Origin of the sequence: Paraburkholderia sp. BR10882, from assembly GCF_040948855.1 — a bacterium.
Classification (GTDB): Bacteria; Pseudomonadota; Gammaproteobacteria; order Burkholderiales; family Burkholderiaceae; genus Paraburkholderia; species Paraburkholderia nodosa_A.
On the sequence record NZ_JBFPKP010000020.1, the window covers coordinates 88724 to 112901 of the forward strand.

General features: G+C 59.8%; 21 protein-coding genes and 3 pseudogenes. 10 read left to right on the top strand and 14 right to left on the bottom strand.

Annotation, left to right across the window (positions count from 1 at the left end):
• Window positions 1-269: 269 nt before the first annotated feature.
• The 4 genes from AB3X99_RS33665 to AB3X99_RS33680 all read left to right on the top strand — a co-directional run bounded on the left by AB3X99_RS33665 (window position 270) and on the right by AB3X99_RS33680 (window position 5675).
• Entirely contained in the window at window positions 270-1454 is a 1185-nt protein-coding gene (locus tag AB3X99_RS33665; protein ID WP_368619430.1) for a hypothetical protein, read from the top strand.
• 17 nt (window positions 1455-1471) lie between these two features.
• Window positions 1472-2335 carry a hypothetical protein gene (locus tag AB3X99_RS33670; protein ID WP_368619431.1) on the top strand — a complete coding sequence of 288 codons (864 nt, stop codon included), beginning with the start codon at window positions 1472-1474 and terminating at the stop codon, window positions 2333-2335.
• A 774-nt stretch (window positions 2336-3109) separates the two neighbouring features.
• Entirely contained in the window at window positions 3110-4609 is a 1500-nt protein-coding gene (gene ltrA / locus AB3X99_RS33675; protein ID WP_368619432.1) for a group II intron reverse transcriptase/maturase, read from the top strand.
• Between the two features lie 70 nt (window positions 4610-4679).
• On the top strand, window positions 4680-5675 hold the full coding sequence (locus tag AB3X99_RS33680; protein ID WP_368619455.1) for an IS110 family transposase: 996 nt from the start codon (window positions 4680-4682) through the stop codon (window positions 5673-5675).
• A 360-nt stretch (window positions 5676-6035) separates the two neighbouring features.
• Here AB3X99_RS33680 and AB3X99_RS33685 read toward each other — a convergent pair whose 3' ends face one another.
• Window positions 6036-6677, bottom strand: a complete 642-nt coding sequence (locus AB3X99_RS33685) for an IS6 family transposase (RefSeq protein ID WP_368619456.1) — start codon at window positions 6675-6677, stop codon at window positions 6036-6038.
• Between the two features lie 938 nt (window positions 6678-7615).
• Between AB3X99_RS33685 and AB3X99_RS33690 the strand changes: the two genes are divergently transcribed.
• The 6 genes and pseudogenes from AB3X99_RS33690 (at window position 7616) to AB3X99_RS33715 (ending at window position 10228) form a co-directional block, all read left to right on the top strand.
• Entirely contained in the window at window positions 7616-7813 is a 198-nt protein-coding gene (locus AB3X99_RS33690; RefSeq protein ID WP_342925445.1) for a type II toxin-antitoxin system VapB family antitoxin, read from the top strand.
• Window positions 7810-8181, top strand: a complete 372-nt coding sequence (locus tag AB3X99_RS33695; RefSeq protein WP_342925446.1) for a type II toxin-antitoxin system VapC family toxin — start codon at window positions 7810-7812, stop codon at window positions 8179-8181. Before AB3X99_RS33690 ends, AB3X99_RS33695 begins: the two co-directional genes overlap by 4 nt.
• A gap of 157 nt (window positions 8182-8338) precedes the next feature.
• Window positions 8339-8545: pseudogene (locus AB3X99_RS33700) on the top strand (hypothetical protein); the annotation flags it as partial.
• Window positions 8546-8590: 45 nt separating this feature from the next.
• Window positions 8591-9304, top strand: a complete 714-nt coding sequence (locus AB3X99_RS33705; protein ID WP_368619433.1) for a UPF0149 family protein — start codon at window positions 8591-8593, stop codon at window positions 9302-9304.
• Between the two features lie 28 nt (window positions 9305-9332).
• The gene (locus AB3X99_RS33710; RefSeq protein ID WP_342925462.1) at window positions 9333-9686 is read left to right on the top strand and encodes a hypothetical protein; all 354 of its coding nucleotides are present in this window, start codon (window positions 9333-9335) and stop codon (window positions 9684-9686) included.
• A 23-nt stretch (window positions 9687-9709) separates the two neighbouring features.
• On the top strand, window positions 9710-10228 hold the full coding sequence (locus AB3X99_RS33715; RefSeq protein WP_368619434.1) for a DUF6398 domain-containing protein: 519 nt from the start codon (window positions 9710-9712) through the stop codon (window positions 10226-10228).
• A 502-nt stretch (window positions 10229-10730) separates the two neighbouring features.
• On the opposite strand, the gene AB3X99_RS33720 is transcribed toward AB3X99_RS33715, so the two are convergent.
• The 13 genes and pseudogenes from AB3X99_RS33720 to AB3X99_RS33780 all read right to left on the bottom strand — a co-directional run bounded on the left by AB3X99_RS33720 (window position 10731) and on the right by AB3X99_RS33780 (window position 24004).
• Window positions 10731-11756: an IS110 family transposase gene (locus tag AB3X99_RS33720; protein WP_368619435.1), complete on the bottom strand. Its 1026-nt coding sequence runs from the start codon at window positions 11754-11756 to the stop codon at window positions 10731-10733.
• Between the two features lie 33 nt (window positions 11757-11789).
• Window positions 11790-12922: pseudogene (locus AB3X99_RS33725) on the bottom strand (IS630 family transposase).
• Between the two features lie 486 nt (window positions 12923-13408).
• Window positions 13409-14518, bottom strand: a complete 1110-nt coding sequence (locus AB3X99_RS33730; protein ID WP_368619436.1) for an IS110 family transposase — start codon at window positions 14516-14518, stop codon at window positions 13409-13411.
• Between the two features lie 376 nt (window positions 14519-14894).
• A pseudogene (locus AB3X99_RS33735) lies at window positions 14895-15107 on the bottom strand (tyrosine-type recombinase/integrase); the annotation flags it as partial.
• Window positions 15108-15236: 129 nt separating this feature from the next.
• Window positions 15237-16235: a site-specific integrase gene (locus AB3X99_RS33740; RefSeq protein ID WP_368619437.1), complete on the bottom strand. Its 999-nt coding sequence runs from the start codon at window positions 16233-16235 to the stop codon at window positions 15237-15239.
• Complete coding sequence (locus AB3X99_RS33745; RefSeq protein ID WP_368619438.1) at window positions 16232-17176, bottom strand: tyrosine-type recombinase/integrase; 945 nt, start codon at window positions 17174-17176, stop codon at window positions 16232-16234. The genes AB3X99_RS33740 and AB3X99_RS33745 overlap by 4 nt, the downstream gene beginning before the upstream one ends.
• Window positions 17177-17255: 79 nt before the next feature.
• Window positions 17256-18398, bottom strand: coding sequence for an IS481 family transposase (locus AB3X99_RS33750; RefSeq protein WP_368619439.1), 1143 nt, complete (start codon window positions 18396-18398; stop codon window positions 17256-17258).
• A 56-nt stretch (window positions 18399-18454) separates the two neighbouring features.
• Window positions 18455-19699 carry a site-specific integrase gene (locus AB3X99_RS33755; RefSeq protein WP_368619440.1) on the bottom strand — a complete coding sequence of 415 codons (1245 nt, stop codon included), beginning with the start codon at window positions 19697-19699 and terminating at the stop codon, window positions 18455-18457.
• 52 nt (window positions 19700-19751) lie between these two features.
• On the bottom strand, window positions 19752-20615 hold the full coding sequence (locus AB3X99_RS33760) for a tyrosine-type recombinase/integrase (RefSeq protein WP_368619441.1): 864 nt from the start codon (window positions 20613-20615) through the stop codon (window positions 19752-19754).
• Window positions 20612-21565 carry a tyrosine-type recombinase/integrase gene (locus AB3X99_RS33765; RefSeq protein WP_368619442.1) on the bottom strand — a complete coding sequence of 318 codons (954 nt, stop codon included), beginning with the start codon at window positions 21563-21565 and terminating at the stop codon, window positions 20612-20614. Before AB3X99_RS33765 ends, AB3X99_RS33760 begins: the two co-directional genes overlap by 4 nt.
• Window positions 21562-22545: a site-specific integrase gene (locus AB3X99_RS33770; RefSeq protein WP_368619443.1), complete on the bottom strand. Its 984-nt coding sequence runs from the start codon at window positions 22543-22545 to the stop codon at window positions 21562-21564. The genes AB3X99_RS33765 and AB3X99_RS33770 overlap by 4 nt, the downstream gene beginning before the upstream one ends.
• A gap of 269 nt (window positions 22546-22814) precedes the next feature.
• On the bottom strand, window positions 22815-23609 hold the full coding sequence (locus AB3X99_RS33775; RefSeq protein ID WP_368619458.1) for a hypothetical protein: 795 nt from the start codon (window positions 23607-23609) through the stop codon (window positions 22815-22817).
• Window positions 23495-24004 (bottom strand): helix-turn-helix domain-containing protein, encoded by a 510-nt coding sequence (locus tag AB3X99_RS33780; RefSeq protein WP_368619444.1) that lies wholly within the window; start codon window positions 24002-24004, stop codon window positions 23495-23497. Before AB3X99_RS33780 ends, AB3X99_RS33775 begins: the two co-directional genes overlap by 115 nt.
• Window positions 24005-24178: the final 174 nt, after the last annotated feature.

Genomic DNA, 24178 nt, shown 5'->3' on the forward strand with positions numbered 1-24178 from the left:
TGTCCGGGTAGGGAACGGTTGATGGAACAACCAGTTTCGTCAGGTCATACCTGCTCCTGTGAAACAGAAACTCACGCGACTTGCAGGTCGCACAAAGACGTTCTTGGCAAGATCGATTCCGATGGTGACAATGGACATGGACTTCCCCTCCTGCTGGTGTTGATGAAGGTCGAGACTTCATCATGGCACTTTGATGCCGACTCGCGGCTTCCGCCGCAGCCTCGGGACGGGGAAGTCCCTTCATTCGACAGAACCGAAAGGACTCGACCGTGAATATCGAAACCGCAAGCCGTCGCCCTTACGCGCATCCGCACAACCCGGAAGCGGTAGCAGGCAGCGGCACCCTGTCGCCCACGGGCGCCACGCGCGCGCTCGCGCGCCCGGGACCGCCTTCGAACGCCGCGGCCGGCGTCGCGGACCTGCTGTCGATCTCCACCCGGCGGCCGTCGCTGCCCGAAGACATGCCGGCCATCGACGAAGGCGTCCGGGACTTGCCCCCGCGACCGGCTCGTTCCGGGGCGCAGCCGCCGCGCCGGCCCAATCCCGGCAATGCGAGGGACGTCGAGAGCGGGTTGCCGCTGCGCGATTGCTCGGCGCGGGTCGCCGCCTTCCTGGGGAACCTGTCGGTCGTTCAGGAACTCCAGCAGTTCGATGACGTCGAGTTCGTGGGCAAGCTGCGCAACGAGCTGGTCACCGAGCCCGGATGCCCCGAGCCGAAGACGCTGCTGGCCGCCATGAGCGAGAAGGTCGATGAACTGCGGTCGCACCTGGACAAGCAAGCGGCGACGCCGGAGGAGGCCGAGTTCCTGGCCGAGGCCCAACGCTACCTTGCACCGGTCATGACCAACTTCGAGACCGACATCGACACCTTGCAGCACGACGCGAGCGCCGCCAAGCGGATGTTCCAAGGCGCGCTGACGCTGCTGCTCTACCCCCTGCCGCTGGCCACGCTGTTCAAGCAGAAGACGGGCACCTACGCCGCATTCAACATCGCCTCCTACACCTACACGGCGATACAGCTGGTCTCGCTCATGCGACGCCCGACGACGGACGCGAAGCTGTTCAGGAAGCACGCCATCAACAGGCACAGCCTGGTCTTCTTCATCTCGCTCGTCTATGCCGTCCCGACCTTCTACGACAAGGCAATGCCGCTGCAGCACAACGCCGGCTTCGTCGCCGGCGCGGCGGTGGCGCAAGGGGCGATGATGTTCGGCCTACGGCTGGGGCAGGACCTGATGGATTCGATGCGGCTGCGCTTCAACAGCGCGTTCAACCGCAGGCACGATCTTCCCGGCGGCTTTAAGGAACCCATCGAGGGGATCCTGGGCGACCTGCGCGCGGGTCTGCGCAAGATCGACGGCTTCGTCGGCGAGTTCCAGCAGGACCGGCGGATTACCCCGCACATTGGTGAGCTGCCGGTCCCTTCTTCAAACAAGACCTGTCCAGAATCGTGACGGGCCTTGAGCGGCTCGTGGCGACCGGGACGGGGCAGGAGAGCCCGGTCGCCGCCAGCCATAGCCTAGGTCCCCTGGATGCGGTGCGCCGGACGCTGGACGCCTCGTTCGCGAACAATCCCGCCCTGAAGGGAAAGCTGGCACTGGCGACCGTCGCCTTCGCCGTCCTCGGGTCGAACATCGCCCTGATGCGCAAGGACGGGCTGGCCCTGCCCGACTTCATCGCCGATGCGGTCGTCTCGTCGACGTTCCTGCTCTGTGAAGCGCTGAGCCCGCACGTCTCGCTCACGGGGATGAACGACAGCGTGAGCGACACGGTCGGCGGCATGACGATCGGCCTGCCCTTCTCCGTAGCCGCGCTGATGAACGGCTACATGGACGACCCCAGGGGCAACCCCTCGGGCTTCATCGCCGGGACCGTCGGCTACACGGCGGCCTACATGCTCTTCGGCCGGGTAGCCGGCGACGTCCTGTCCAAGGGCCTCATGGCCACGAGCGGAGCACTCGGCTGGGGCCAACGGCACGCGATCAACCTCGGCCGGAGCGCGATGGCCCTAGGCTTCGATCTGGTCGCCGGCCGCCGCTCGCCGGCTGCCGAGGGTGTGCACGCCGAAGCCGAGGTCGAGATGGCGGGCGTGGCGCGCGATCCGCTGTTCTTCAGCCCCTCGCAGCGGGCGTCCGCCGAACGTACCCTGGTCGATACGCTCGCGCAGATCGGCACCGAGTGGCACGACGCGCGCGACGAATGGGAAGACGGATCCGAGGGGACGGCAAGTGGGGACGACACCTGGTTCGACGCAGCGGCGGAACTGCCCGTGCAGCCGGCGCCCCAGTCGGAACATGCGGCACTGCAGGCGCATGGTGGCGCGCAGGATTCCTGAGGGTTCTGTCGAATGAAGGGACTTCCCCGTCCCGAGGCTGCGGCGGAAGCCGCGAGTCGGCATCAAAGTGCCATGATGAAGTCTCGACCTTCATCAACACCAGCAGGAGGGGAAGTCCATGTCCATTGTCACCATCGGAATCGATCTTGCCAAGAACGTCTTTGTGCGACCTGCAAGTCGCGTGAGTTTCTGTTTCACAGGAGCAGGTATGACCTGACGAAACTGGTTGTTCCATCAACCGTTCCCTACCCGGACATGCGGAGCCGGTAACAGCTCGGTATGAAGCTTCGGGGACAACGTAGCCGCCGGTTATCCGGTACGCCGAGCCGCGAGGCAGAGCGGAATCTGCCAGCACAAAGGCGGAGAGGAGCAAGGGATGAGTGGGTACGACCAACATATGTGAACTTCAGTTTGACGTCGTGATCTTTGACAAGCCAAATGTGCTGAGAGGCTTGAACCAAAACGGTACGCGGTGAGGAATGGTCTCCGAAGACTGGACCATCATGGACAGAACCACCGCCGGCGAAGCAGAAGGGTCCGCCCCGCTCGGAAATTCATGCGGAACAGGGTAAGCCCATAGTACCGCCGGAAACGGCAGGCGAACCGCAAGGAACGCTGTGGGTACTGTGGGTAAAGGAATGCGGAGAAAGCGAATGCCCGACTGTAATGGACGGGATACGGGCTGAGACATCGTCCGACGCGAAAGCGGGCAGACTTCCGCGCGGTCATTCATGGCGAGAAAACTTTGACCAATCGTTATACGAGGGAAGGCAGATGACGGCGACCGGCGCGAAAGCGACCAGCGCCGGTGCGCCCTCGCGCTCTGCCCAAATGTGGGATCAGGTGAACTGGTCACACATTGAGGCAGATGTGAGACGACTTCAGGTGCGTATCGCCAAAGCAACCCGGGAAGGCCGATGGGGCAAGGTGAAAGCACTGCAACGTCTGCTGACCCGCTCGCATAGCGGCAAAATGTTGGCCGTGAAGCGGGTGACGGAGAATCGCGGTAAGAGAACGCCGGGGGTGGACGGCAAGATATGGTCATCTCCGGCGGCCAGATGGAACGGAATGATGTCGCTTCGACATCACGGCTATCGTGTGATGCCGCTGAGACGCGTTTACATTCCCAAGAGTAACGGCAAGAGGCGTCCGCTGGGAATTCCGTGTATGCGGTGCAGGGCGATGCAGGCGTTATGGAAGCTCGCTCTGGAACCGGTGGCAGAAACACTGGCGGATCCGAATTCCTATGGATTCCGGCCCGAGCGCTCGACGGCCGACGCCATCGAACAATGCTTCATTACTCTGGCGAAGCGGGCTTCGCCAGAGTGGATTCTGGAAGGCGACATTCGGGGCTGTTTCGACAGCTTCAGTCACACCTGGATCCTGGAGCACGTACCGATGGATAAGGCTATCTTGCGGCGGTGGCTTCAGGCCGGATTTATCGATGAGGGAACCTTGTTCGAGACATCGGCGGGTACCCCGCAAGGGGGAATCATCTCACCTGTGATCGCGAATATGGCGTTGGATGGGCTTGAGGCAGCAGTCTATGCAAGCGTGGGAAGGTCCAAACTTGCTCGCAGCAACGCCCAACTCAACGTCGTCCGCTATGCCGATGACTTTATTGTCACCGGCGTGTCGAAAGAAGTGCTCGAATGCAAGGTGCTTCCGGCGGTCAGGCAGTTTATGGCTGCTCGAGGTCTGGAACTCTCGGAAGAGAAGACCCGGATCACGAACATTGCGGAGGGTTTCGATTTCCTTGGCCAGAACGTACGTAAGTACGACGGCAAGCTGCTGATCAAGCCGGCAAAGAAGAGCGTCAAATCGCTTCTCGACAAGGTCAGGGAAATCATCAAAAGCAACGCGAGCGTCACGCAGGAGGCGTTGATCCAGAAACTCAACCCGGTTATCCGGGGATGGGCTATGTATCACCGTCACGTCGTGGCGAAAGCGAGCTTCTTATCGATAGACTCGCACATCTGGCAGCGGCTTTGGAAATGGGCTAGGCGTCGGCATCCCACGAAAGGAGCACGGTGGGTGAGGAACCGGTACTTCCGGGTCGATGGGCGCCGGTCCTGGGACTTTGCTACGAAGAGCTCCGCTGATGGCAGCATCAGCGGGTTTCGGCTCTTCCGCGCTATGACGATCCCGATTACGAGACACGTCAAGGTCCGGGGACTGGCTAATCCGTTTGATCCGGTTTGGACCACGTACTTCGCTCGCCGTCGAACTGCGAAGCGATCCATCAAATTGTTCGGTGCCACGATATGGTGCTGAAGAATGGCTTGAGCCGGATGCGGGGTGACCTGCACGTCCGGTTCTCAGGGGGCGGCGGCGCAGCAATGCGCTGCTGCTACCCGACGCCGTCCACGGCGTGGATGAAGCCGGCAAGGCGGTATTGATCAAACCGCGCGTCTCACGCGATCAACTGGTCGCGCTGATCGCCCAGCTTCCGCCCTGTCTCATCGGCATGGAAGCCTGCTCTGGCGCGCATCACTGGTCGCGGATGTTCCAGCAGTACGACCACACGGTGAAGCTAATGGCGCCGAAGCTCGTGGCACCGTACCGGATGTCAGGCAAGCGCGGCAAGAACGATGCGGCAGATGCTGCAGCCATCTGCGAAGCGGTGACGCGCCCGAGCATGCGATTTGTGCCGCTGAAGGACGAACATCAGCAGGCCACGCTCTGCCTGCATCGGACGCGGCAGGGTTTTATCGAGGAGCGGACTGCCATCTATAACCGGATACGTGGCCTGCTCTCTGAATTCGGCGTGGTGCTACCGCAGAGCCCGGAGCGTCTGCGAAGAGAAATCCCGGCGCATCTGGATGCCTTACCCGGCTGGGCCAGACGATGCTTTAGTGACCTGCTCGAGCACGCAGACAACATTGAATCGCGGCTCGCCGGATACGACCGCGCAATCACCGAAATAGCGCACGCCGATGAGCGCAGCAAGAGACTTATGCGACTGCGCGGAATTGGCCCAACCACGGCGAGCGCACTGTTGGCAAGTCTTGGTGCCGGACATGATTTCCGGAACGGTCGCCAGGTCGCCGCGTGGCTTGGACTAACACCGGGGCAGCACAGCAGCGGTGGCAAACAGCGGCTGGGCAGTATCACGAAAGCGGGCGACGCCTATCTGCGCAGCCTGCTGGTGCTCGGCGCGCGGTCGATTATCGCCAATCTCGGCGAAAAAATGGACCGCTTCAGCCGCTGGGTGCGCAACCTGGTGGAGCGCCGCGGCTACTGGCGCGCGGCTGTCGCAATCGCAGCCAAGAATGCCAGAATGGTTTGGGCGAGCCTGAAATTCGGCGAAGAGTTCAAGTACGAACCGACTGCGGCGTGAACGTGTCGCGAACACATCATTTCCTACGACCAACGACGTCCATTATGAGCGGATAAACGATCACTTTGCACTGCCAGCGGTGATGTGAAGCGGGTTGGACCCGCACGGGGTATATCTGGCTTATCGCGTGGGATTGCATTCCCGACTGTCGAATGAGATCCCCGTGCGCGTCTTTCATCAGGGTCCGGGCAATTACGTCCAATATGACCGTTTGTAGCATCGCAGTCCTTCACCTTCTCACGTCGCAACGGCAATGTGGTACGTCACAAAAAAACCGCGATTGAGCTTGTGCTCAACGGGGAAGCCCTTGTAGCGTTAAGGACGATGCGACGATCAGGCGCCTGAGATGAAGAGGATTGCTTACATCACGAGAGAATAGAATTGTTCGGCTGCAGTCGAGGCGACGCCATCGTCACACATCTGCCCCTTGCGGATCATGTGTGCGATCTCTATGCCAGACAGGGTGATGCGCGCACAGCGGAAATCCTTGAACCCCATCATCGGTTTGATGATGCGTTTGATGGCACGGTGATCCTGCTCGACGACGTTGTTTAGGTATTTGTTTTGCCGGACCTTGATCGGCGTTAAGCGCTCGGCATTGAGCGCTTCAAGCGCAACCAGATTGGCGCCGCTCCTGTCCACGGTGATTGTCTCGGGCTCGCTGTTCTGTTCAATCGCCTTCTCGAAGTAGCGGCGCGCCGCGGCCTTGTCCCGATGGGCGCACAGCAGGAAATCCACCGTGTTGCCCGCTTTGTCCACGGCACGGTACAAATATTTCCAATGGCCTTTGACCTTGACATAGGTCTCATCGACGCGCCAGCGCTTGCCGACAGGCCGTTTGCGGAATGCTTTTTCAAACACCGGCAGCAGCTTGATAACGCACCGGTGCACGCTCGAATGGTCCACCTCGATACCCCGCTCGGCCATCATTTCTTCGAGGTTTCGTAGACTCAGTGAGTACGCCACGTACCACCGGACGCACAGCAGGATCACATCCAGCAGCTAGTGCAGCCGCTTCAGTACCTTGCCAATGCCAGCGGGCAGCGTCTTGCATGGCGTCTTCGTCTTTGTCATCATGCTTGTCATGCGTTGTCGTCGGTGGATTTTACCTGACCGCGTTATTGCGACAAAACCGCAAATATTGGGTAATGGTGCCGAGCCCGACCCCGAGCGCGCCGCTCACCTGCCGGTGAGACAGATTACAGGTCCATTTCAGGCGAAGCACATCTTTTATTTTGCGCATGGTCGTCCGGTGAGCCGGCATCGTCGGGTTCTCCCAAAAGGAGCAACCTTAACCGCCGGCCGATTGAGCCATCCGCAGTACCGCCAACCAAAACCGCGCCTTTCGTTTCGGCTCACCGAACACGCATTTCGGCGGAGTGAACAGCCGTTTCGGCGGGCTGAACACCGATTTCGGGAAGATGAACACGCGTTTCGGAGCGCCGAACACCGATTCCGGAATTCCCCGAAACCGTTCGTCTTCGAGCGAAACGGATGTTCACCTTCCTCCGGAAACCCTGTTCGACTTCAACCGAAATCCGTGTTCGGCTTCGCCGAAATACGCACTAGAATCCTAGCTGCAATCCTCGCCGTGTATCGTCGGCCTGCAGAACGGCCGCTTACTGAGCGAAGCAATCGACCGGGTGTCCGAGCCGATACTGACGAACGATGGCTCGTGGCCGGCTGCTGACCGACGACGGGCCGTACCGGGCGTGTCAGCCTGAAGCGTACCCTTTCCTGACGTCAGGTAAAAACTCTCAGCACGTCAGGATAGAGTCAGATGGGCAATTGTTTGGCACTTGGGCCCGTGCCTCGTCCAGACGCACGTTTCCTCGCAACGGGCAGCGAAGCAGAGGGTGTTACGGAAGAAACTTGCGGCACATATTATAGCATCAAATGATGCTATAATATGTGCCATCTAATCTATCTAGGAGCTTGCCGTGCGTACCACTATTGCGCTTGATGATGATTTGATTGCCAAGGCTCAGGCCTACACGGGCGTAGAGGAAAAAACTGCACTCGTTCGAGAAGCGCTGAAGGCGTTGATTCAGCGTGAGGCCGCGAAGCGACTTGCGAATCTTGGGGGGAGCCAACCGGGCATCACCGGCGCGCCGCGTCGGCGCCAGGACGCTAAATGATCCTCGTCGATACTTCTGTCTGGATCGACCACATCAATGCTTCTGATCCTTTGCTGATGACCCTGCTCGGCGAAGAGCGTGTACTGGCTCATCCCTACGTGATCGGTGAGATTTCGCTTGGCAGTTTGCGCAACCGTGAAGTTGTGCTCGGTGCCCTGCTCGATTTGCCCAGCGTGCCGGTCGCGACGCCCGCAGAAACGTTTTATCTGATCGAATGCGAAGGCTTGTTCAATCGCGGAATCGGGTATGTGGATACGTCACTATTGGCATCGGCACGCCTGCAACCCGGTGTCACTATCTGGACGCGTGATAAGCGGCTTAAGAACGTTGCTGACGAACTTGGCCTCGGTGCAGTGCTTGGCCACTAGCGAGACTACATAACAGGGAAAAGAACACGATGCCCCAAGACCAGTACGCGCGCCTGGTTCAGGAGCTTGGACAACTTCTTGTCGATCACATCGAACAGTATCACCCGGAAGACGGTTTTGCAGCGATCAAGGCGCTAGACATAATGCCGACACCGCGCTGCTGCCGTATCTGTCGCCGCTTGGCTGGGAGCACATCAACCTGACCGGCGACTACGTCTGGCATCAGGACCGCAAGCTTCAGGCCGGCAGGTTCAGGCCACTGCGGCCGGTGCCGGGGGCGGAGCCGCGGATTCGGCGTCCCTCGCAAACTGCCGAAGGCTCAACCGACCTTGCCGCCATACCCAGCGAAGTCGACATCGTATAATCACCGGATACAGTTGCTTCGACCCTCGCGAAGAGAAAATCCGCCGTGAACAACTTGATGTCCCAACAGCCGCTTGCCGACGACGATTTTGCCCGTCTCGCCGGGTTTCTTGACTCCATCGGCGATGCCGCGATGAACATCGAAACGCTCGACGGCTATTTCGTCGCGTTGATTTGCGGACCTGACATCGTGTTGCCCAGCGAGTATCTGCCCCAGATCTGGGGGGAGGATTTTTCGTTTGAAAGCGACGGGCAGGCCACCGAAATCATCGAGCTGCTCATGCGTCACTGGAACACGATCAGCACGGAATTGCAGCAAACGCTGCATGAGCCGAACGTGTACCTGCCCGTGTTGCTCGAGCGCGACGATGGTGTTGCCCTGGCCAACGACTGGGCGCATGGCTTCATGCGCGGCGTACAGATGCGTCCTGCGAGCTGGGGGGAACTGATCCACGACGAGGACCACGGCGGGCCGATGATCCCGATCATGATGCTGCATCATGAACACAATCCCGACCCGCAGATGCGGCCACCATCGATCCCTGCGGAAAAGCGCGAGGGACTGCTGGAGACGATGATCGCCGGGCTGACCCACATCTACCGTTACTTCGAGCCCCACCGGCGCGCGCTGGCGAGCATCCCGGGACGCGTTCCCATGCGTCGTGAAGAGCCGAAGATCGGGCGCAACGAGCCGTGCCCGTGCGGTAGTGGCCGCAAGTACAAGCATTGCTGCATGGCCAGCTCGCCGACGTTTCACTGATCATGCAGCACCGCTACGGAGACACGCAATGCCCCAGATCCCGGATGATGCCGATCTTCCCCTGAGCGCCAATGGCCCCGCCTACACGTCGCGACAGGATCGTGACGGCATACCGCTTTCGTATGTCGGTGAAAAACTCGGGCTCGCCATTGCGGATCTGCATCGCCACGCCCGGCGCTGTCAGGACGAACGTGATGATTTGCGCTGCGCAATGTACCACCTTCTCGTAGCATACCTGGGACTACACAACATGCTTGGCAAGGCGAACGACCGGACCCTGGTTGACCGGTTGCTTGACGGCAGCAGCGAGAAGCTGGATACGTGGCTGCGCCTGGTCGAGCGGGAGGGCAATGTTCATGGGCTCGCCGAGCTGGGTAACTGACTCATACGGATCGCGCGAATCCCATGAAGCCAACCTTTCGCGGCGAGCGAGTGCCGGCCGCCATGCAAGACCGGTATGACGAGATCACTACGCTTACCGACGCTTTTTGTGCACAGCACCTGACTGACGAATACCGCGACCTCTGCCGGCGTCTCGTTGCCACCCTGTGCCGCAAGCGGCCATCGCCACTGGTGACCGGTCCTGCACGCTCCTGGGCCTGCGGCGTGGCCTACGCGATCGGGAGGATCAACTTCCTCTTCGACAAGTCCCAGAAGCCCCACATGCGCGCCGATGCGTTGTGCCAGCACTTCGAGCTGAGCGCCCAGACCGGTTCGGCTCGCTCAGGAGCGATTCTCAACCTTCTGAAGATCGGCCAGCTCGATCCTCGCTGGTCGCTTCCCAGTCAGCTCGACAGAAATCCACTCGTCTGGCTTATCGAAATCAATGGCATGATCGTCGACGCGCGCCGCATCCCGCGCAATTTGCAGGAAGAAGCCTTTCGCCTGGGCGTCATCCCATTCGTCCCAGACGAAGATCGCTAGTTCGCGGGAATTCCCTGGCCCGGTTTGTACGCCGCCTGTGGCGTAGCAATTTTCCCTTGCCCTTCATCGGGTTCGCCGCCTCCTATCCTGGCAGGCACGTCCGCCCGCTAACTCGGGCTAAACGTGCTTTATTTTCCGTTTCCTGAAGCGTCCCCTAGTGTTCTGCCCCAGAAATAACTACAAGGGCTTCCCCGTTAAGCGCAAGAGCTCATCGGGTCTTCTATCGCAATATGCTGCCTTGCCAACGTCATGTGAGAAGGTGAAGGACTGCGTAACTACAACCGGTCATATTGGGCCAATGGCCCGGACCCTGATGAAAGACGCGCGCAGGGGCCTCAGTCGCTTTCCGGGATTCAAATTCCCAGTTGACAGGTCAGGTACGCCCCGCGCGGGTCCAACCCGCTTCACATCACCGCTGGCAGTGCAAAGTGATCGTTTCTATTCGTTCATGATGTTCTTCACATTCGTTTCTTGCTGGGCCAATTGTTTGCCCAGAGAGAAATCATGCGGCGATCGGCTCAATCTTGAAGTCATCGCCATATCTCAGAATGGCCCACGCCATCCTCGCGTTTTTGGCCGCGATCGCAATGGCCGCTCGCCAGTAGCCGCGCCGCTCGACGAGGCTTCGTGCCCAGCGGCTGAGCCGGTCCTGCTTTTCTCCCAGGCTGGCCATCATGGATCGGGCTCCGAGCACCAGCAGACTGCGCAGATATGCGTCACCGGTCTTGGTGATAGTCCCCAGCCGTTGTTTGCCACCACTGCTGTATTGTCCTGGCGTCAATCCGATCCATGCGGCTACCTGGCGCCCATTCTTGAAGTCGCGTCCACCTCCTATGCTGGCCAAGAGAGCACTGGCAGTGGTCGGGCCGACACCGCGCAGTTGCATCAACCGCTGGCTGCGCTCGTCTTTGCGCGCAATTTCAGCAATTGCGCGATCGTAGCTAACCAGGCGATCTTCAATGTGGCTAGCATGCTCCAGCAGGTCGCTGATACTCTGTCTGGCCCAACCGGGCAAGTCGTCCAGATGATCCGCAATGCTTTTGCGCAGCTTCTCCGGACTCCGCGGCAGCACTACGCCAAACTCCGAAAGCAAGCCGCGCAGCCGGTTGTACGTCGCGGTACGTTCTTCGATGAATCCTTGCCGCGTGCGATGCAAGCAAAGCGTTGCCTGCTGGTGTTCGTCCTTGGCCGGCACGAAGCGCATGCTGGGCCGAGTCACCGCCTCACAGATGGCGGCAGCATCCGCTGCGTCATTCTTGCCGCGTTTGCCAGACATCCGGTACGGCGCTACCAACTTTGGGGCCATCAACTTCACCATATGGCCATGCTGCTGGAATACGCGTGCCCAATGATGCGCGCCGGAACAAGCCTCCATGCCGATCAGACAAGGCGGCAACTGCGCGATCACCGCTACCAATTGGTCACGCATGACGCGAGGTTTGCGCAACACCACCTTGCCAGCCTCATCCACGCCGTGGATGGCAAAGACGTTTTTCGCGAGATCGATTCCGACGGTAACAATAGGCATGGACTTCCCCTCCTGTTGGTCTTGATGAAGGCTTCACCTCATCATGGCACGTTGATGCCGGCTTCCAGCTGCCACCGCAGCCTCGGGAAGGGGAAGTCCCTTACATTCTTTGCATAGCCGAGCCACTTTCTGGAGGATTGAATCGGCGGTCGCGGTCCATACAAACGGCGGGCCGTGTTGGTTGTACTGCTCGATATATCGTTCGATGCTGGCAATGAGTTGGCGCACGTTCTTGAACGACCCTCGACGGATCGCCTGCTGTGTAATCAGGCCAAACCAGCGTTCAACCTGATTCAGCCAGCTTGAGTAGGTCGGCGTGAAGTGCATGTGGTAGCGCGCATGCCTGGCCAGCCACGCCCTGACCTTCGGATGCTTGTGCGTCGCATAGTTGTCGACGATCAAATGCACATCGAGATCGGCGGGCACCGCCTGATCTACATGCCTGAGAAACGCCAGGAATTCCTGATGTCGGTGGCGCGGCTTACATTGCGCAATAACTTCACCCGTCGCCGTATTGAGCGCGGCGAACAGCGTGGTAGTGCCATGCCGGACGTAATCATGCGTCACTCCCTCGAGATAGCCCAGCCCCATCGGCAACATCGGCTGCGTACGCTCTAGCGCCTGGCACTGGCTCTTCTCGTCGACCCACAGTACCAAAGCATTGGTCGGTGGGCTCAGGTACAGCCCGACAATATCGCGCACCTTCTCTACGAAGTAGGGATCATTAGACAGCTTGAAGCTTTTTGACCGATGAGGCTGTACACCGAACAACGACAGATATCGGGCCACCGAACTCTTCGAAATCCCTGTCTGTGCAGCAGCGGAGCGCACGCTCCAGTGCGTTGCCCCGTCCGGCTTCTCATGCAGTATCCTCGCCAGCAATTCCGCTACTGTTTCATCATCATGCGTGCGAGGCCGGCCTGGACGGGCTTCATCATGCAGACCGGCAAGTCCATGGGCAACAAACGCTTCTTCCAGTGCGTAATTGCCGGCGGTGTCACTTCGCACTGCGTTGCAATTTCTTGACTCGTATGACCGTCAGCGGCCATCAAGACAATCTTTGCACGGCGGACCAGAGAATGAGGCAGCGAACGAGAGCGGCTCATTGACAGCAATTGTTCTCGCTCCAGTTCCGACACGACAACCTCGATTCCTTTGCGTCCCATGATCGCCTCCTGCATACCATGACTCGATCATAGAACAATCTGGATTTATGCAAAGTTATTTCTGGGACAGAACACTGATATGTATGGACCGTGTCAAGTAGTGCGGTTCTCCGAGGTTTGACGGGTCAAGGGCGGGCGTGAGCCCGGCGTAGCGGACCCTTGACGCGACGTCGTTTTCCCATGCTATGCATTGGTCGTGAGGGCGACGCCTGTACGCTCACGACCATGCGAGACCGTCTCTCTGACGGTCGTCAACAACAGGATGCTTGGGCCAGGACCAAGGCGGTTATCCGACGGTTGATCATTCTGATATGCGCGGATTGGTTACCGCATGACAAACGAAACGTCGGGGAGCTGCCTCAATCTAGATTCGAGGGTTGTGCTGTTTCCAGTTGCCTCCTAGTGTCGCCGCGAGGGTTCTCCCACCGTTGCCTGGTCCTGGCCCAAACATCCTGTTGTGAGTTCAACTAACTTGTCACATCCCGGCTAGTCGTGCTTGAGGGGAGTGACGTGTTGCCCGATAGCCCAGATAAACCCGACGAGCTCGCGTGCAATGGCGGTACAGACCTGGCTCTTTAGCTTGCCGTGTGCCATCAGGTTTCGAAACCGCTGGCACAGCCGCTTTTGCGCCGACCACGCGATCTCCTGGACCTCTGGCGGTGTACGCTCTGCGCGCCGCTGCAGGATCGCAGTTTTTCGTGCGGCATGGCGGTAGGTCCACGCTGCTTCAACCAGCACGCGTCGCACATGGCTGTTGCCCGTCTTGGTGATGGCGCCACGGCGTTCGCGCTTGCCGCTGGAATGTTCGCTGGGCACCAGACCCAGATAGGCCATCAGTTGAGGCGCGCCAGCAAAGCGTGCGAGATCGCCGAGTTCCGCGACCACCGTCACAGCCGCGAGCAAACAGATGCCGCGCAACGCCATCAAGGCCTCGATCACCGGCCAGGCTGGACTGGCATGCGCGGCCGTCTCGACTTCGCGGTCAAGGCTGACCACGCGCCCGCCGCAGGCCTGCACTGTGTCGATATATTCCTGCAGGACGATCTGTTGCTCCGGCCGGGCGAACCTGATGCCTTCCAGCCAGCGCCAATGCGCTTGCGTCCATCTGGAGCGGCCCGTGTAGCGATGGCCATGCCGCGCCAGAAATGACAGCAGCCGTTGCTTGGCCTGGCGTTGCAGATGCTTCATGTCCTCACGCGCACGGGTCAGATCGCGCAGCGCCTCCTGTGCCTGATCCGGAATCCACACGGGGCTCAACTCACCGGCGCGATACAGGCGCGCCAGGCTCAGGGCATCGCGCCGGTCGGTCTTCACGCGCTCGCCCGGCTTCTTCGGAATCAGCGACGGCGCCACGACCTGGCAGTCCTGCTTGAGTTCCCGCAGCTGTCGGCAAATGGTGTAGCCACAGGGGCCGGCTTCGTAGCAGAACGCAAGCCGTCCTGTGCCCCGCTTGAGCTGTGCGACCAGTTTCGCAATGGCCTCAGGTGTGTTCACAATCTCGCCCACATACCGCACTTCGCCAGCCGTGTCGGCGACCGCCACGGCAACCGTTTCCTGATGTACATCCAGGCCCACGTACTTGCTAAACTTGTTCATGACCTGCCCCCTCAATGCGGCTCTGAGCCGCGGTGTAGCCCACCTCAAGCTTAATCCGCGTCCCTTGAGGTGCGGCAGGTCCATACATGATGTCTAGCAGGTTTGCAGGTCCCGCGTGGCAAGGGACCTTGGGAAACCGCGGATACGCAGTACGTTCGATGGTGGCCATGCGAGTCGTCCTAATCGCAGCGGGCCGCTCAGATTAGCCGAAGCATACCTGGTCGTTACCAGGTCAGTTCGAAATGATTCTGCGCGTTTTTATAACCCCAGAGCTTATGATAGGAATTTACGCTTTTAGGCACAGTTCCCGGTTACGCCCAGCTTGGCTGGCCAACGACCCTGGGACATGGGTCGTCGGCCACAACACTGTAGATAATCAGAGCTGTTGGAGGAAAGCGAGCACGCAATCGGAAGGCTTGAAACGGAACGAAGCGGATTCAGCCGGTGTCAGTTTCTCGAGCGCCCGCTCCTTGGTTGCCAGATCGGCATCGATGTAGACGTGGGTCGTTTCGATGCTCTCGTGTCCGAGCCAGAGGGCAATGATGCTGATATCGACGCCCGACTGCAGCAGATGCATGGCTGTCGAGTGGCAGTTACATCTTGCAAGATATAATCGTCACTATATTCCCTTCCGGATTACGTCGTGGGGCACGATTGAACTTCGACGATCGATCGAATTTCGCGGCGAAAATCAGATGTGCCCAATAATTTCAAGAGCCTAAAGACTGTTCAGAAAGTCGAGGAGCTCGTCTGTCGGCTTGAAGCGTCCTGGCTTACCGCGTCGCGGAGTTGCCTTCTCAAGGGCCTGCTCCTTCATCGCAAGGGTCGCTTCGACATACTGCTCGGTTGTTTCTACCGATTCATGCCCGAGCCATAACGCGATGACCGAGCGACGAACGCCTTGTTGCAGAAGGTCCATGGCCATGGTGTGTCTTAAACAGTGGACAGTAACCCGTTTCTCTTTCAATGACGGGCAAACTTCACACGCGGTCTTGCGGTGCTTGTTTAGCAGATACTGCACGCCATGGACACTGAGGCGTTCACCCCGCGCATTGGGAAACAGCACCGTGCCATCACCGCGTTGTGGTTCTCTCAGCCACGCTTTCAGTACCGCGCGTGTGGATCGCGCGATGGGTGTACAGCGCTCTCGTCGACCCTTCCCGATCACTCGTACGTGAGCGCCGACGCCAAGGATCAAGTCCTCACGTTTGAGACCGGTCATCTCGGACAGACGAAGGCCGGTCTGTACTGCGACCAGCAGAAAGGCGTGATCGCGCCGGCCGGACCACGTGCCTTGATCAGGCGCGGCTAGCAAGGCGTCGACTTCGGCACGCGTCAGAAAGTGGACCAACGTACGGGTGAAGCGTTTGGTAGGGATAGCAAGGACTCGCTGGATCTGAGCGGAATGGGTTGGTGTTTCGAGCGCTGCGTAGTGAAAGAAGGAATGGATCGCCGCGAGGCGTAGATTGCGAGTGCGAACGCTGACGCCCTGGTGCTTCTCAAGTTCATCAAGGAACGCGACAATCAGAGGCGCATCGATGTCTTCGAAGTTCAGCCTGGACGGTGGCTTATGCAGACGCTGCTGTACAAACTTTAGAAGTTGCCGGAAGGTATCGCGATAGGAACTGATGGTGTGAGGGCTTGCCTGGCGCTGTTGCATCAGTCGCTGCGTGAAGAAGTGTTCCAGTAGCGGAGAAAAGGTGGTAGAAGTAGTCATGGCCGGCCCACCCAGCGCTGTTCGAGCCGGCGCATCGCCTCACGCATCAGTTCAGGCGAGCCGTTTAAATACCACTGCGTATCCTCTACGTGGACATGACCGAGGTAGGCCGACAGGATCGGTAGACGACGTTCGGGATCCTGATCGGACTGGTACCATCGTACAAGTGTGTTAGTCGCGAACACGTGCCTCATGTCGTGCAGACGCGGCCCGTGACTGTCTGATTCGCCGCGCAAGCCGATCTTCCGCGACAACGCGTAGAAAGCACGATGAATCTGACCGCTGTCCAACCGGTTGCGCCAGCTCGAAACGAACAGGTACGAAGATACCGGTCGCCCCGCCCAATGACGTTCGCGTTGTGCGATATAGTTTGCGAGCACCTCGCAGGTCGAGGCATGCAAAGGAACGAATCTCGTCTTGCCTAGTTTCGCTCCGCGGACAGTCAGTATCCCCGCTGTCAGATCCACGTCCTGCAGCTCGAGATTGCGCGCTTCGCCCAGACGCATTCCCGATACGCTCAGTAATCCGAACAGGCAATAATAGGTTGACGGCAGAAGTTCTTCGCGTTCGTTTCGGTATGGCATCTCAAGCGCAGCCTGCAATAGTGCGCGGATCTCTCTGGTGGAATACAAATACGGTCGAGCCCGCTTCGGTTGGAACGGTAACAAGCCTGGCGCTGGTATCTCGGTGCGGAGATCGGTGGCGCTGCGATGGCGCGCAAACTGTCGTACATAGCTCAGACGTTGCGCCCATTGCGCGGGCTGGACATCCGATGGCTGTTGAGCCCACGCGAGAGCCAGCGCCTGGGTAACGTAGGGAGCACGATGCTGCTCCATAAACGCAACGAAATCTGGTAGCGCATTGCCTGCCTTGTTCAGCTTGAATCCCAGGCTGCGTCTCAGATCGAGGTAATCCTGAACGGCTTGTCGAAGTGTGTTCATCGCACTCCTCCCGGCCAGGGTGTATGGACCGGAAACATGGGTAACAGGTGTGCGGGGACATGGGTAACACATGATCCGCTCATTCGGGATGGTCCAGGTTGATGGTTCCGAAATGATGATGCAGGAAAAACAGGTCATAGCGGTTGCCGCTTCCTGCGCTGGGGCGCACCGCAACCGGCAGCTTGTGCAGCGCATTTGAAACCTTGAAACACCGGCACCGGAAACGGAGTTCTCCATTCCACCCCACGCGTACCACCGTGTCGTCGCTGCGATATTCGATCGGCGGCAGTGTCTCCGGATACGGGTGCGCACTGGGCCGGTAACGGGTGATCGGAGTGGCCATCTGCAGGGCCTGATGCGGGCGCTGATGGTTATAGACCGTGCGCCACTCGTCAAACACCCGCTGGGCGTTGCGCAGGCTGTCGAAGCGACGGCCGCTGAGCACCTCGGCCTTCAGCGTGCGGTGAAACCGTTCGTCCTTGCCGTTGGTCTGCGGGTGCGCCACCCGGCTATGGGACAGACGCACACCGAGCCGGATCAGCCAGATGGCCAGTTCGGTGAGCTGTCCCGGCTGGCCGGGACTGCCCCATGGCGAGCCGTTGTCCGCGTTGATGCGCAGCGGCAGCCCGTAACGGCGAAACGTCTGCCGCAGATGCGCGCGTACGGTGGAGGTGTCGGTCCTGCCGCACGCATCGAGCGTCAGGTTGAAACGCGAATGATCGTCCAGCACCGTCAGCGGCGAGCAGTGCCGCCCGTCCTGCAGCTCAAACCAGCCCTTGAAGTCCATCTGCCAGAGTGAATTCGGATGCTCGTGTTCGAAGCGCTGCCACGGTGTGGCCGCCTCCGAAGCCTCCGCGCGGATCAGGCCATGGCGGTGCAGGATGCCGGTCACCGTGCTCGGTGCGGGCACCGCGGTGTGGCCGAGATCCTCGAGGCGCCGCTTGATCTTGCGCCCGCCCCAGGCGGGATGTGCCTGGCGCAGTTCAACCACCTGCTGCTCGACTGTGGGTATGGTGCGCGCCGGACTCTGCAGGGGCCGGCGCGAGCGGTCCGCCAACGCCGTGGCGCCGTCATCCTGTGCATGCCGGGCAAGCCACTTGTAGCCGGTCTTCGGGCTGATGCCGAAACGCCGGCATAGTTCACGCCGGTTGGCGCCTTCCTGCAAGGCCAGATTCACGAATTCCAGACGCAGGTTCATGGTGTTTCTCGGGTTCCAGGGCATGAACGGCTCCAGGCCAATCACTCGCCCGAAGTGTTACCCATGTCCCCGCACACCTGTTACCCATGTTTCCGGTCCATACACCAGGGCAAAGCAAGTGTGCGCAATGCCTTGATGTCTACCGTTGTGTAGATCTTCGTAGTTTGTGGATGATGATGTCCCAATACCTCGCCGATCTCGCTGAGCGAGGCCCCATGGCTCAACATCTGGGTGGCCAGGCCGTGGCGGAACTGATGGGCACCCATCGTAGGTGCGTCGATGCCAGCGCGCTGAAGCGAATTCCGGACGAGGGAGCCGACGCCACTTTGCCCACGAAAACCTGTGATGGGCGCCTTTGCGCGCAAAAATACGCGGCGACTGGTGCTATGAGGACGCCCGTACCGCAAATATGCGGCAATCGCCTTGCCGACATCGGCGGGTAAGGGTAGCTCGCTGCGTTGCCCGCCCTTGCCACGCACGCTCACCTGGCCCGCGCCCCAGTCGATGTCGTCGAGTTCGAGAAAGGCCACCTCACCAGCGCGTAGCCCCAATCGCGCAAGCAGGAGCAGGATGGCGTAGTCACGACGCCCAATTGAAGTCCGTCTATCGATACTAGCCAGCAACTGCCGCGTCTGCTCAGCGGAAATCGCTCGAGGAATTGACGGCATTGACCAGTTGGCGACGACCGGAACGGCGGCAGCCAGGTCCAGCGTAACGTCGCCGCAATAGCGCGCATAGCGTAGAAAGGAGCGCAGTGCAGTGGTCATTAGCTTAGCTCGCTTCAAATGCAAACTTGGTGCACGGAACTGCACAAAGCTCACGACATCCACGGCACGTAGGCGCGATAAGTTGACCCTCCCGTCACCGAAGCGATGGTGGAGAAAATCGCGGATGAATGGCACGTAGTTAATGACCGTTGTTGCGGCGAGAGCCTTAGCGTCGCGCAAGTACTCCGCGTATGCCTGTGCACAGATCTCAGCCGGCGGCACCCGACATGTCGCTGCCTTCTCGATAGGAATCATGCCCTCACTCCGCATAAAGTCGATGAGATGACGGAGTGCAGCACGATCTCCAAGGTTAGGTTGCACATGTCGGGCGCGATAGCGCAAATACCGTATCGCGTGGTCGTAGCAGATGTCCGTTACGCTGACACCTGTCTGCTTAAGCCATCGACTAAAGCACGCGGCGATGCGTACCTGCTGCTTCATGGACTGCGCGCTGTATCCCTGAGCGCAGACCGCGTTTGCAAAGGATACCAAATGAGCTGCAAGCGGCCCTTCTGGCGCCTGAGAGAGCGTGACGTGATCATGAATGGTGTACTTCACGATGACCTCCTTCCCCGGCGTGGGGAGCGGGTGGAAGGAGTCAAGATTATCTCTATCCTGCATCGGCCGTTTGACCTGAAAAGCGAGCCCTCGCGGGATTACAAGACATAATTCGGAAGGGAATATAGTGACGAACGACATGCGGCGAAATTCGCTTATCGATCAGGGTCGGGCATTGCGCGCCAGCTTGATCGACTGCCTGCTGCAGGATGTAATCGACGCCGTTGCGCGACAACTCCCGACCGCGATGACTGGGAAACGCAATCGGCGTGCGGGAGCTCTCGAGTTCATGGAACCACGTCTTCAATACGCGGGCCGTGTTTGACCACAGCGGGATGCTTCTCTCCTTGCGGCCCTCGCCCATCAAGTTGATCAGCGCGCTGCCGCCGAACTGGACTTGCTCCTGTCGGAGTGTGGTGATTTCGGAAACGCGTGCGCCGGTGTTGTACATCGTCAGCAGCAGCGCGTAGTCGCGACGTCCGCGCCATAGGGACCGGTCAGGCGCTGCAAGCAGTGCATCGATTTCGGCGCGGGTGAGCGCCTCCACGAGCCGCCGATCGATCCGCTTCGACGGAATTGCGAGTACTCGGGTGGCCAACCCCACGGACTCCGGATCGCACAGCGCTACCCATTGGAAAAAGCTGTGAATCGCTGCGAGCCTTGCGTTGCGCGATCGCGCTGAATTGTGCCTCTGAACTTCAAGGTAGTCGAGAAACAACAGGATCACGGGCGCATCAAGTACGGACAGGCGCGGTGACGAGGGTTCTATGCGCGTTTTATCCCAGACAAACTGGAGCAGCAGACGGAACGTATCCCGGTAGCTCGATACCGTTCTTGGGCTGACGTGCTTATGGGCAAGCAGATGTTCGACGAAGAAACCTTGCAGCAACGGGCCGATCATGGTGGTAGTCTTCATGACTTCTCTCCAAGACTTGCATACTGCCGAAATGTCAACGCCGCAGTAGCCAGCAGTGCCGGCGTCGCGGTCAGATACCAGTACGTTTCAGCGGGACTGACATGCCCGAGATAAACGGACAGATTCGGAATCCATTGCTGAACACGCGCACCGTCCAGGCACCATTGCGTCAAGCGCTCGACGGCAAAGGTATGCCGCAGGCTGTGTAGCGTTGGCGGCCGGTTGCCCGAAGACGGCAGCATGTCGAGCCGTTGAGCGGTACGCGTGAACCAGTTCGCGAAGAACCCGCAGTTGATTGCCGTTCCGATCTCGGACATGAAGAACAGATCCGAGAGTCCTGCGTAGCCGAGTTTCTGGCGCAGCAGAGCGTAGGCCCTTAACTTCTCGGAGGTCGTCGGGTGCAGAGGCACTATTCTCGATTTGCGAAACTTGGTCTCGAGGACCGAGATCCTCGGCGGATCGTCGTCAAGTAGCACGTCGTCGACCGTCAATCGAATGGCCTCGCCCGCCCGGATACCAGTGCTGGCCAGCAGGCCAATCATCGATACGTACACGTGCGGTCGCAATGTGCGACGAGGCCGCATTGCCGCGGCGGCATCCAGAAGACGGACGAGTTCCTCCTTGGTGAAGATGTAGGGCCTATGCCGCCGCGGTCGCGCAAGCAATCCGGTTCCAGGAACCTGTGTTTCCGGAACGCTCGCGCGCAGGTAGTACAAAAAACGCCGGGCCGTAGAAAGGCGGCTTGCCTGCCCAGCGGGGCTGCGGACAGACGACGGCCCGCATGCCCAATCAACTGCAAGCCGCGCATCGATTGGCCACCTATCCGCGGCGATTGCATATTCAATGAAGCTTCTGAGCACCGCCTTTCTGGCTGCATCGTTGAAGCCGAGCGCTTCTCGAACAGCAAGATAAGCGTCAAGGTGATCGCGTAGCTCGGGATGTCCGTTCATGATCGTACTCCCGGCCAAGGCAAGGCCACGTGTGCGAGCGTCGCCAGGTCGAGCTTCGCGTAGATCGCCGTCGTCCCCAGCGAAACATGTCCCAGCACGTCGGCAACTTCCTTGAAACTTGCACCTCTGCATACCATCTGGGTGGCCGCCGTGTGACGCAACGCATGTGCTGCAGCTGGGATGCCCTCCACGCCGGCACGGCTCATTGCACGTCGGACCGTTCTCGACACGACAGATGAATCGAGAATAGGGCCGTACGGCTCTTTGGTGCTCAGGAAAACCGCCCTGCAGGAACTGGAGGGACGTCCGCGTTGAAGGTAAGCGCAAAGCGCCTCACCCACATCGTGAGGCAAGGGAAGTCGGCGTTCGCGATGAGACTTCCCCGGACGAATGCGCACGCAGCCCTCGATCCAGTTGATATCGTCGAGCATCAGATACCTGAGCTCGCAGGCCCGAACGCCCATTCGTGCCAGGACCAGCAACATTGCCCGATTGCGCAACTCATGGGCGCTGCCGTCGAGCGCTGCTCCGAGAACGCGCTCAGTCTCCTCTGCAGTGAGATGAACCGGCAGAGATGCGTACTTCCACTGAGGAATCGAGGGAATCGCGGCTTCGAGCTCACGGCCGGCCATGCCGCAAAACACCAGATACCGGAGCCAGGCTCGCAGTGCAGTCCCGGGCTTCTTGCGAGAGTGTCCGTGAAGGCGCGCAGCCTCCTGGCGAATAAAGGCGGTGAGCCATTCCGCGCGCGGGACCCACCGCTCACGGTCTGCCACCAGGCAGTACTGCGCCAAAAACCGCAGTACAAAAAAGAGATACTCGCGACGGGTCGCGTGCGCCAAGCCAACGACATGAGACAGGTGATGATCGAACTCGCCAACCCAACGGTTCAGTTCACCGGTTACTTCTGCCTGCACCGCCGGCTTGCTTTTACCTCGCGTTCTGGTGCCGGACGGATTTAGGTACGGGGCATTGTTCATGAGCTTCTCCGATCGGCCGAAATGGCCGATCGGAGAAGCTTGCTCTGATTATGCGAGGACGTTTCCAGTCCCAGCCAGCGCCCATCAATGCGCAGCAACCCTAGTGAATCGCAGTTGCCCGCGAGCTGGGCGTAACCGGGAACTGTGCCTAAAAGCACTTATGCGCTGCAGGGCATAAACGCTTACCTTGCCGCTACCCCGACTAAGGCAATGTCGACGAAAGCGCTAAGGCACTGCTTCTTTGTCCGGCGGGGTAGCTATGCTCTTGCTCACGGTTCCGGGTTCCAGATAACGACCTGGCTGTGGTCGATCCCGACCGCGTTCCAGGCTATGTCGATTGCGGGCCCGGCTAGCACGGCTGGATCGACGGTCGGATCCTCGACATAACGCAGCGACGAAGTGAGATCAACGAGGTTGGCGGGCAACTCGGGGAAGCCTGGGAGACCGGTGCCTGGCCGCCGGATGGCAACGCGCATGCCGCGCACATTCAGTACGCTCACCGACAAGTACAGCGGGGCGGGGATGCCGAGCGTGGTGAGGGCCTGAAAAGCCACCGGGAGACCGTTCTGAACGAGCGACGGTTCATACTGGGCCGGGTAAATCGTTGGTAGCGGCGGGTTGCCTTCCTCCTCGATCGCGAGGACGCTGACCATCTCGATGGAGCCATCACGGAAAAGCTGCGCGAACGCATAGTGTCGATCTTCGCGATCCGTGTTGCTGGTGCAAATCACGCCTTCGAAATTTGCAACCGGCCGACCGAGTGGATAGGCAGCCGGCTGGGCTCGCTGCAGGTCCGCGGCGGCCGCCTTGAGTTCCTCGATTGTGTGCCCCTCACGCCGGGTGAGCGACAGCACTGGTAACAGGTGCACGACAAGCAGTGGCTGCTCGGGCACGGTCGGAACCTGGGTCTTGCCGCTGCGAAGCAAGGCCAGCCGGCGGTCGCGAACGGCTAGTGCCCGGTCGGCAAGGCCTTCCGAAAACGCGAACGCGGTGCGGATGGCGTGGATGTCCATGGTTTCCTTGCCAACGGAGTTGCGCAGGTAGAAGTGGTTGTTGCGCTGCAAACGATGCGGCGATTGGGACTTGGTGCCACACGCAGGACGACGACGTGGCCACCTTGCGCGAGCGGCACCGCATGCGAGAGCAGACTGGTTGTGACACGCGGCTCGACGGCGTCGCGCAAGAAGTTTGTAAGCGCGAGCAGCTGCTCATCCAGGTCGGCAATATGCAACGGAACGATCTGCGTAGCGACACCTCCATCCTCTCGGATCCCGAACACCAGGTCGCCGCCGACGGTGTTGGCGAACGCGCAGACGTCCTCAGCCAGTGCCTGCTTGCCGTCTCTCGTGAGATCAAGTTGTGCCTTGAAGTCGAGCGTTCGGCTCTCGCGAAATGCGTCGTCGATCAGCCGCTGGATGATCGCTTCGTTGACATCTTCGAGTTTTGCGAGCGGAATCATGATGACCTAGACGGGGCAGAGGATGCCGGAACAAATCGCCTTCGCTCAGCGCTGTCTTCGGACCCATCCAGACCTCGACAGAATTTGCAGGAAACCACCCATAATCTGCCAGGTTCCTGCAAATGCATCAACAACTTTAAGCTTCAAACCCTTGCTGCACAAGGCGCTTCGAGT

Bases quoted from the DNA above. Each gene is read 5' to 3' on its own strand.
- ltrA (WP_368619432.1), top strand. From the start codon at position 3,110: ATGACGGCGACCGGCGCGAAAGCGACCAGCGCCGGTGCGCCCTCGCGC.
- AB3X99_RS33695 (WP_342925446.1), top strand. From the start codon at position 7,810: ATGATCCTCGTCGATACTTCTGTCTGGATCGACCACATCAATGCTTCT.
- AB3X99_RS33710 (WP_342925462.1), top strand. From the start codon at position 9,333: ATGCCCCAGATCCCGGATGATGCCGATCTTCCCCTGAGCGCCAATGGC.
- AB3X99_RS33715 (WP_368619434.1), top strand. From the start codon at position 9,710: ATGAAGCCAACCTTTCGCGGCGAGCGAGTGCCGGCCGCCATGCAAGAC.
- AB3X99_RS33720 (WP_368619435.1), bottom strand. From the start codon at position 11,756: ATGCCTATTGTTACCGTCGGAATCGATCTCGCGAAAAACGTCTTTGCC.
- AB3X99_RS33730 (WP_368619436.1), bottom strand. From the start codon at position 14,518: ATGAACAAGTTTAGCAAGTACGTGGGCCTGGATGTACATCAGGAAACG.
- AB3X99_RS33740 (WP_368619437.1), bottom strand. From the start codon at position 16,235: ATGACTACTTCTACCACCTTTTCTCCGCTACTGGAACACTTCTTCACG.
- AB3X99_RS33745 (WP_368619438.1), bottom strand. From the start codon at position 17,176: ATGAACACACTTCGACAAGCCGTTCAGGATTACCTCGATCTGAGACGC.
- AB3X99_RS33750 (WP_368619439.1), bottom strand. From the start codon at position 18,398: ATGCCCTGGAACCCGAGAAACACCATGAACCTGCGTCTGGAATTCGTG.
- AB3X99_RS33760 (WP_368619441.1), bottom strand. From the start codon at position 20,615: ATGAAGACTACCACCATGATCGGCCCGTTGCTGCAAGGTTTCTTCGTC.
- AB3X99_RS33765 (WP_368619442.1), bottom strand. From the start codon at position 21,565: ATGAACGGACATCCCGAGCTACGCGATCACCTTGACGCTTATCTTGCT.
- AB3X99_RS33770 (WP_368619443.1), bottom strand. From the start codon at position 22,545: ATGAACAATGCCCCGTACCTAAATCCGTCCGGCACCAGAACGCGAGGT.
- AB3X99_RS33780 (WP_368619444.1), bottom strand. From the start codon at position 24,004: ATGATTCCGCTCGCAAAACTCGAAGATGTCAACGAAGCGATCATCCAG.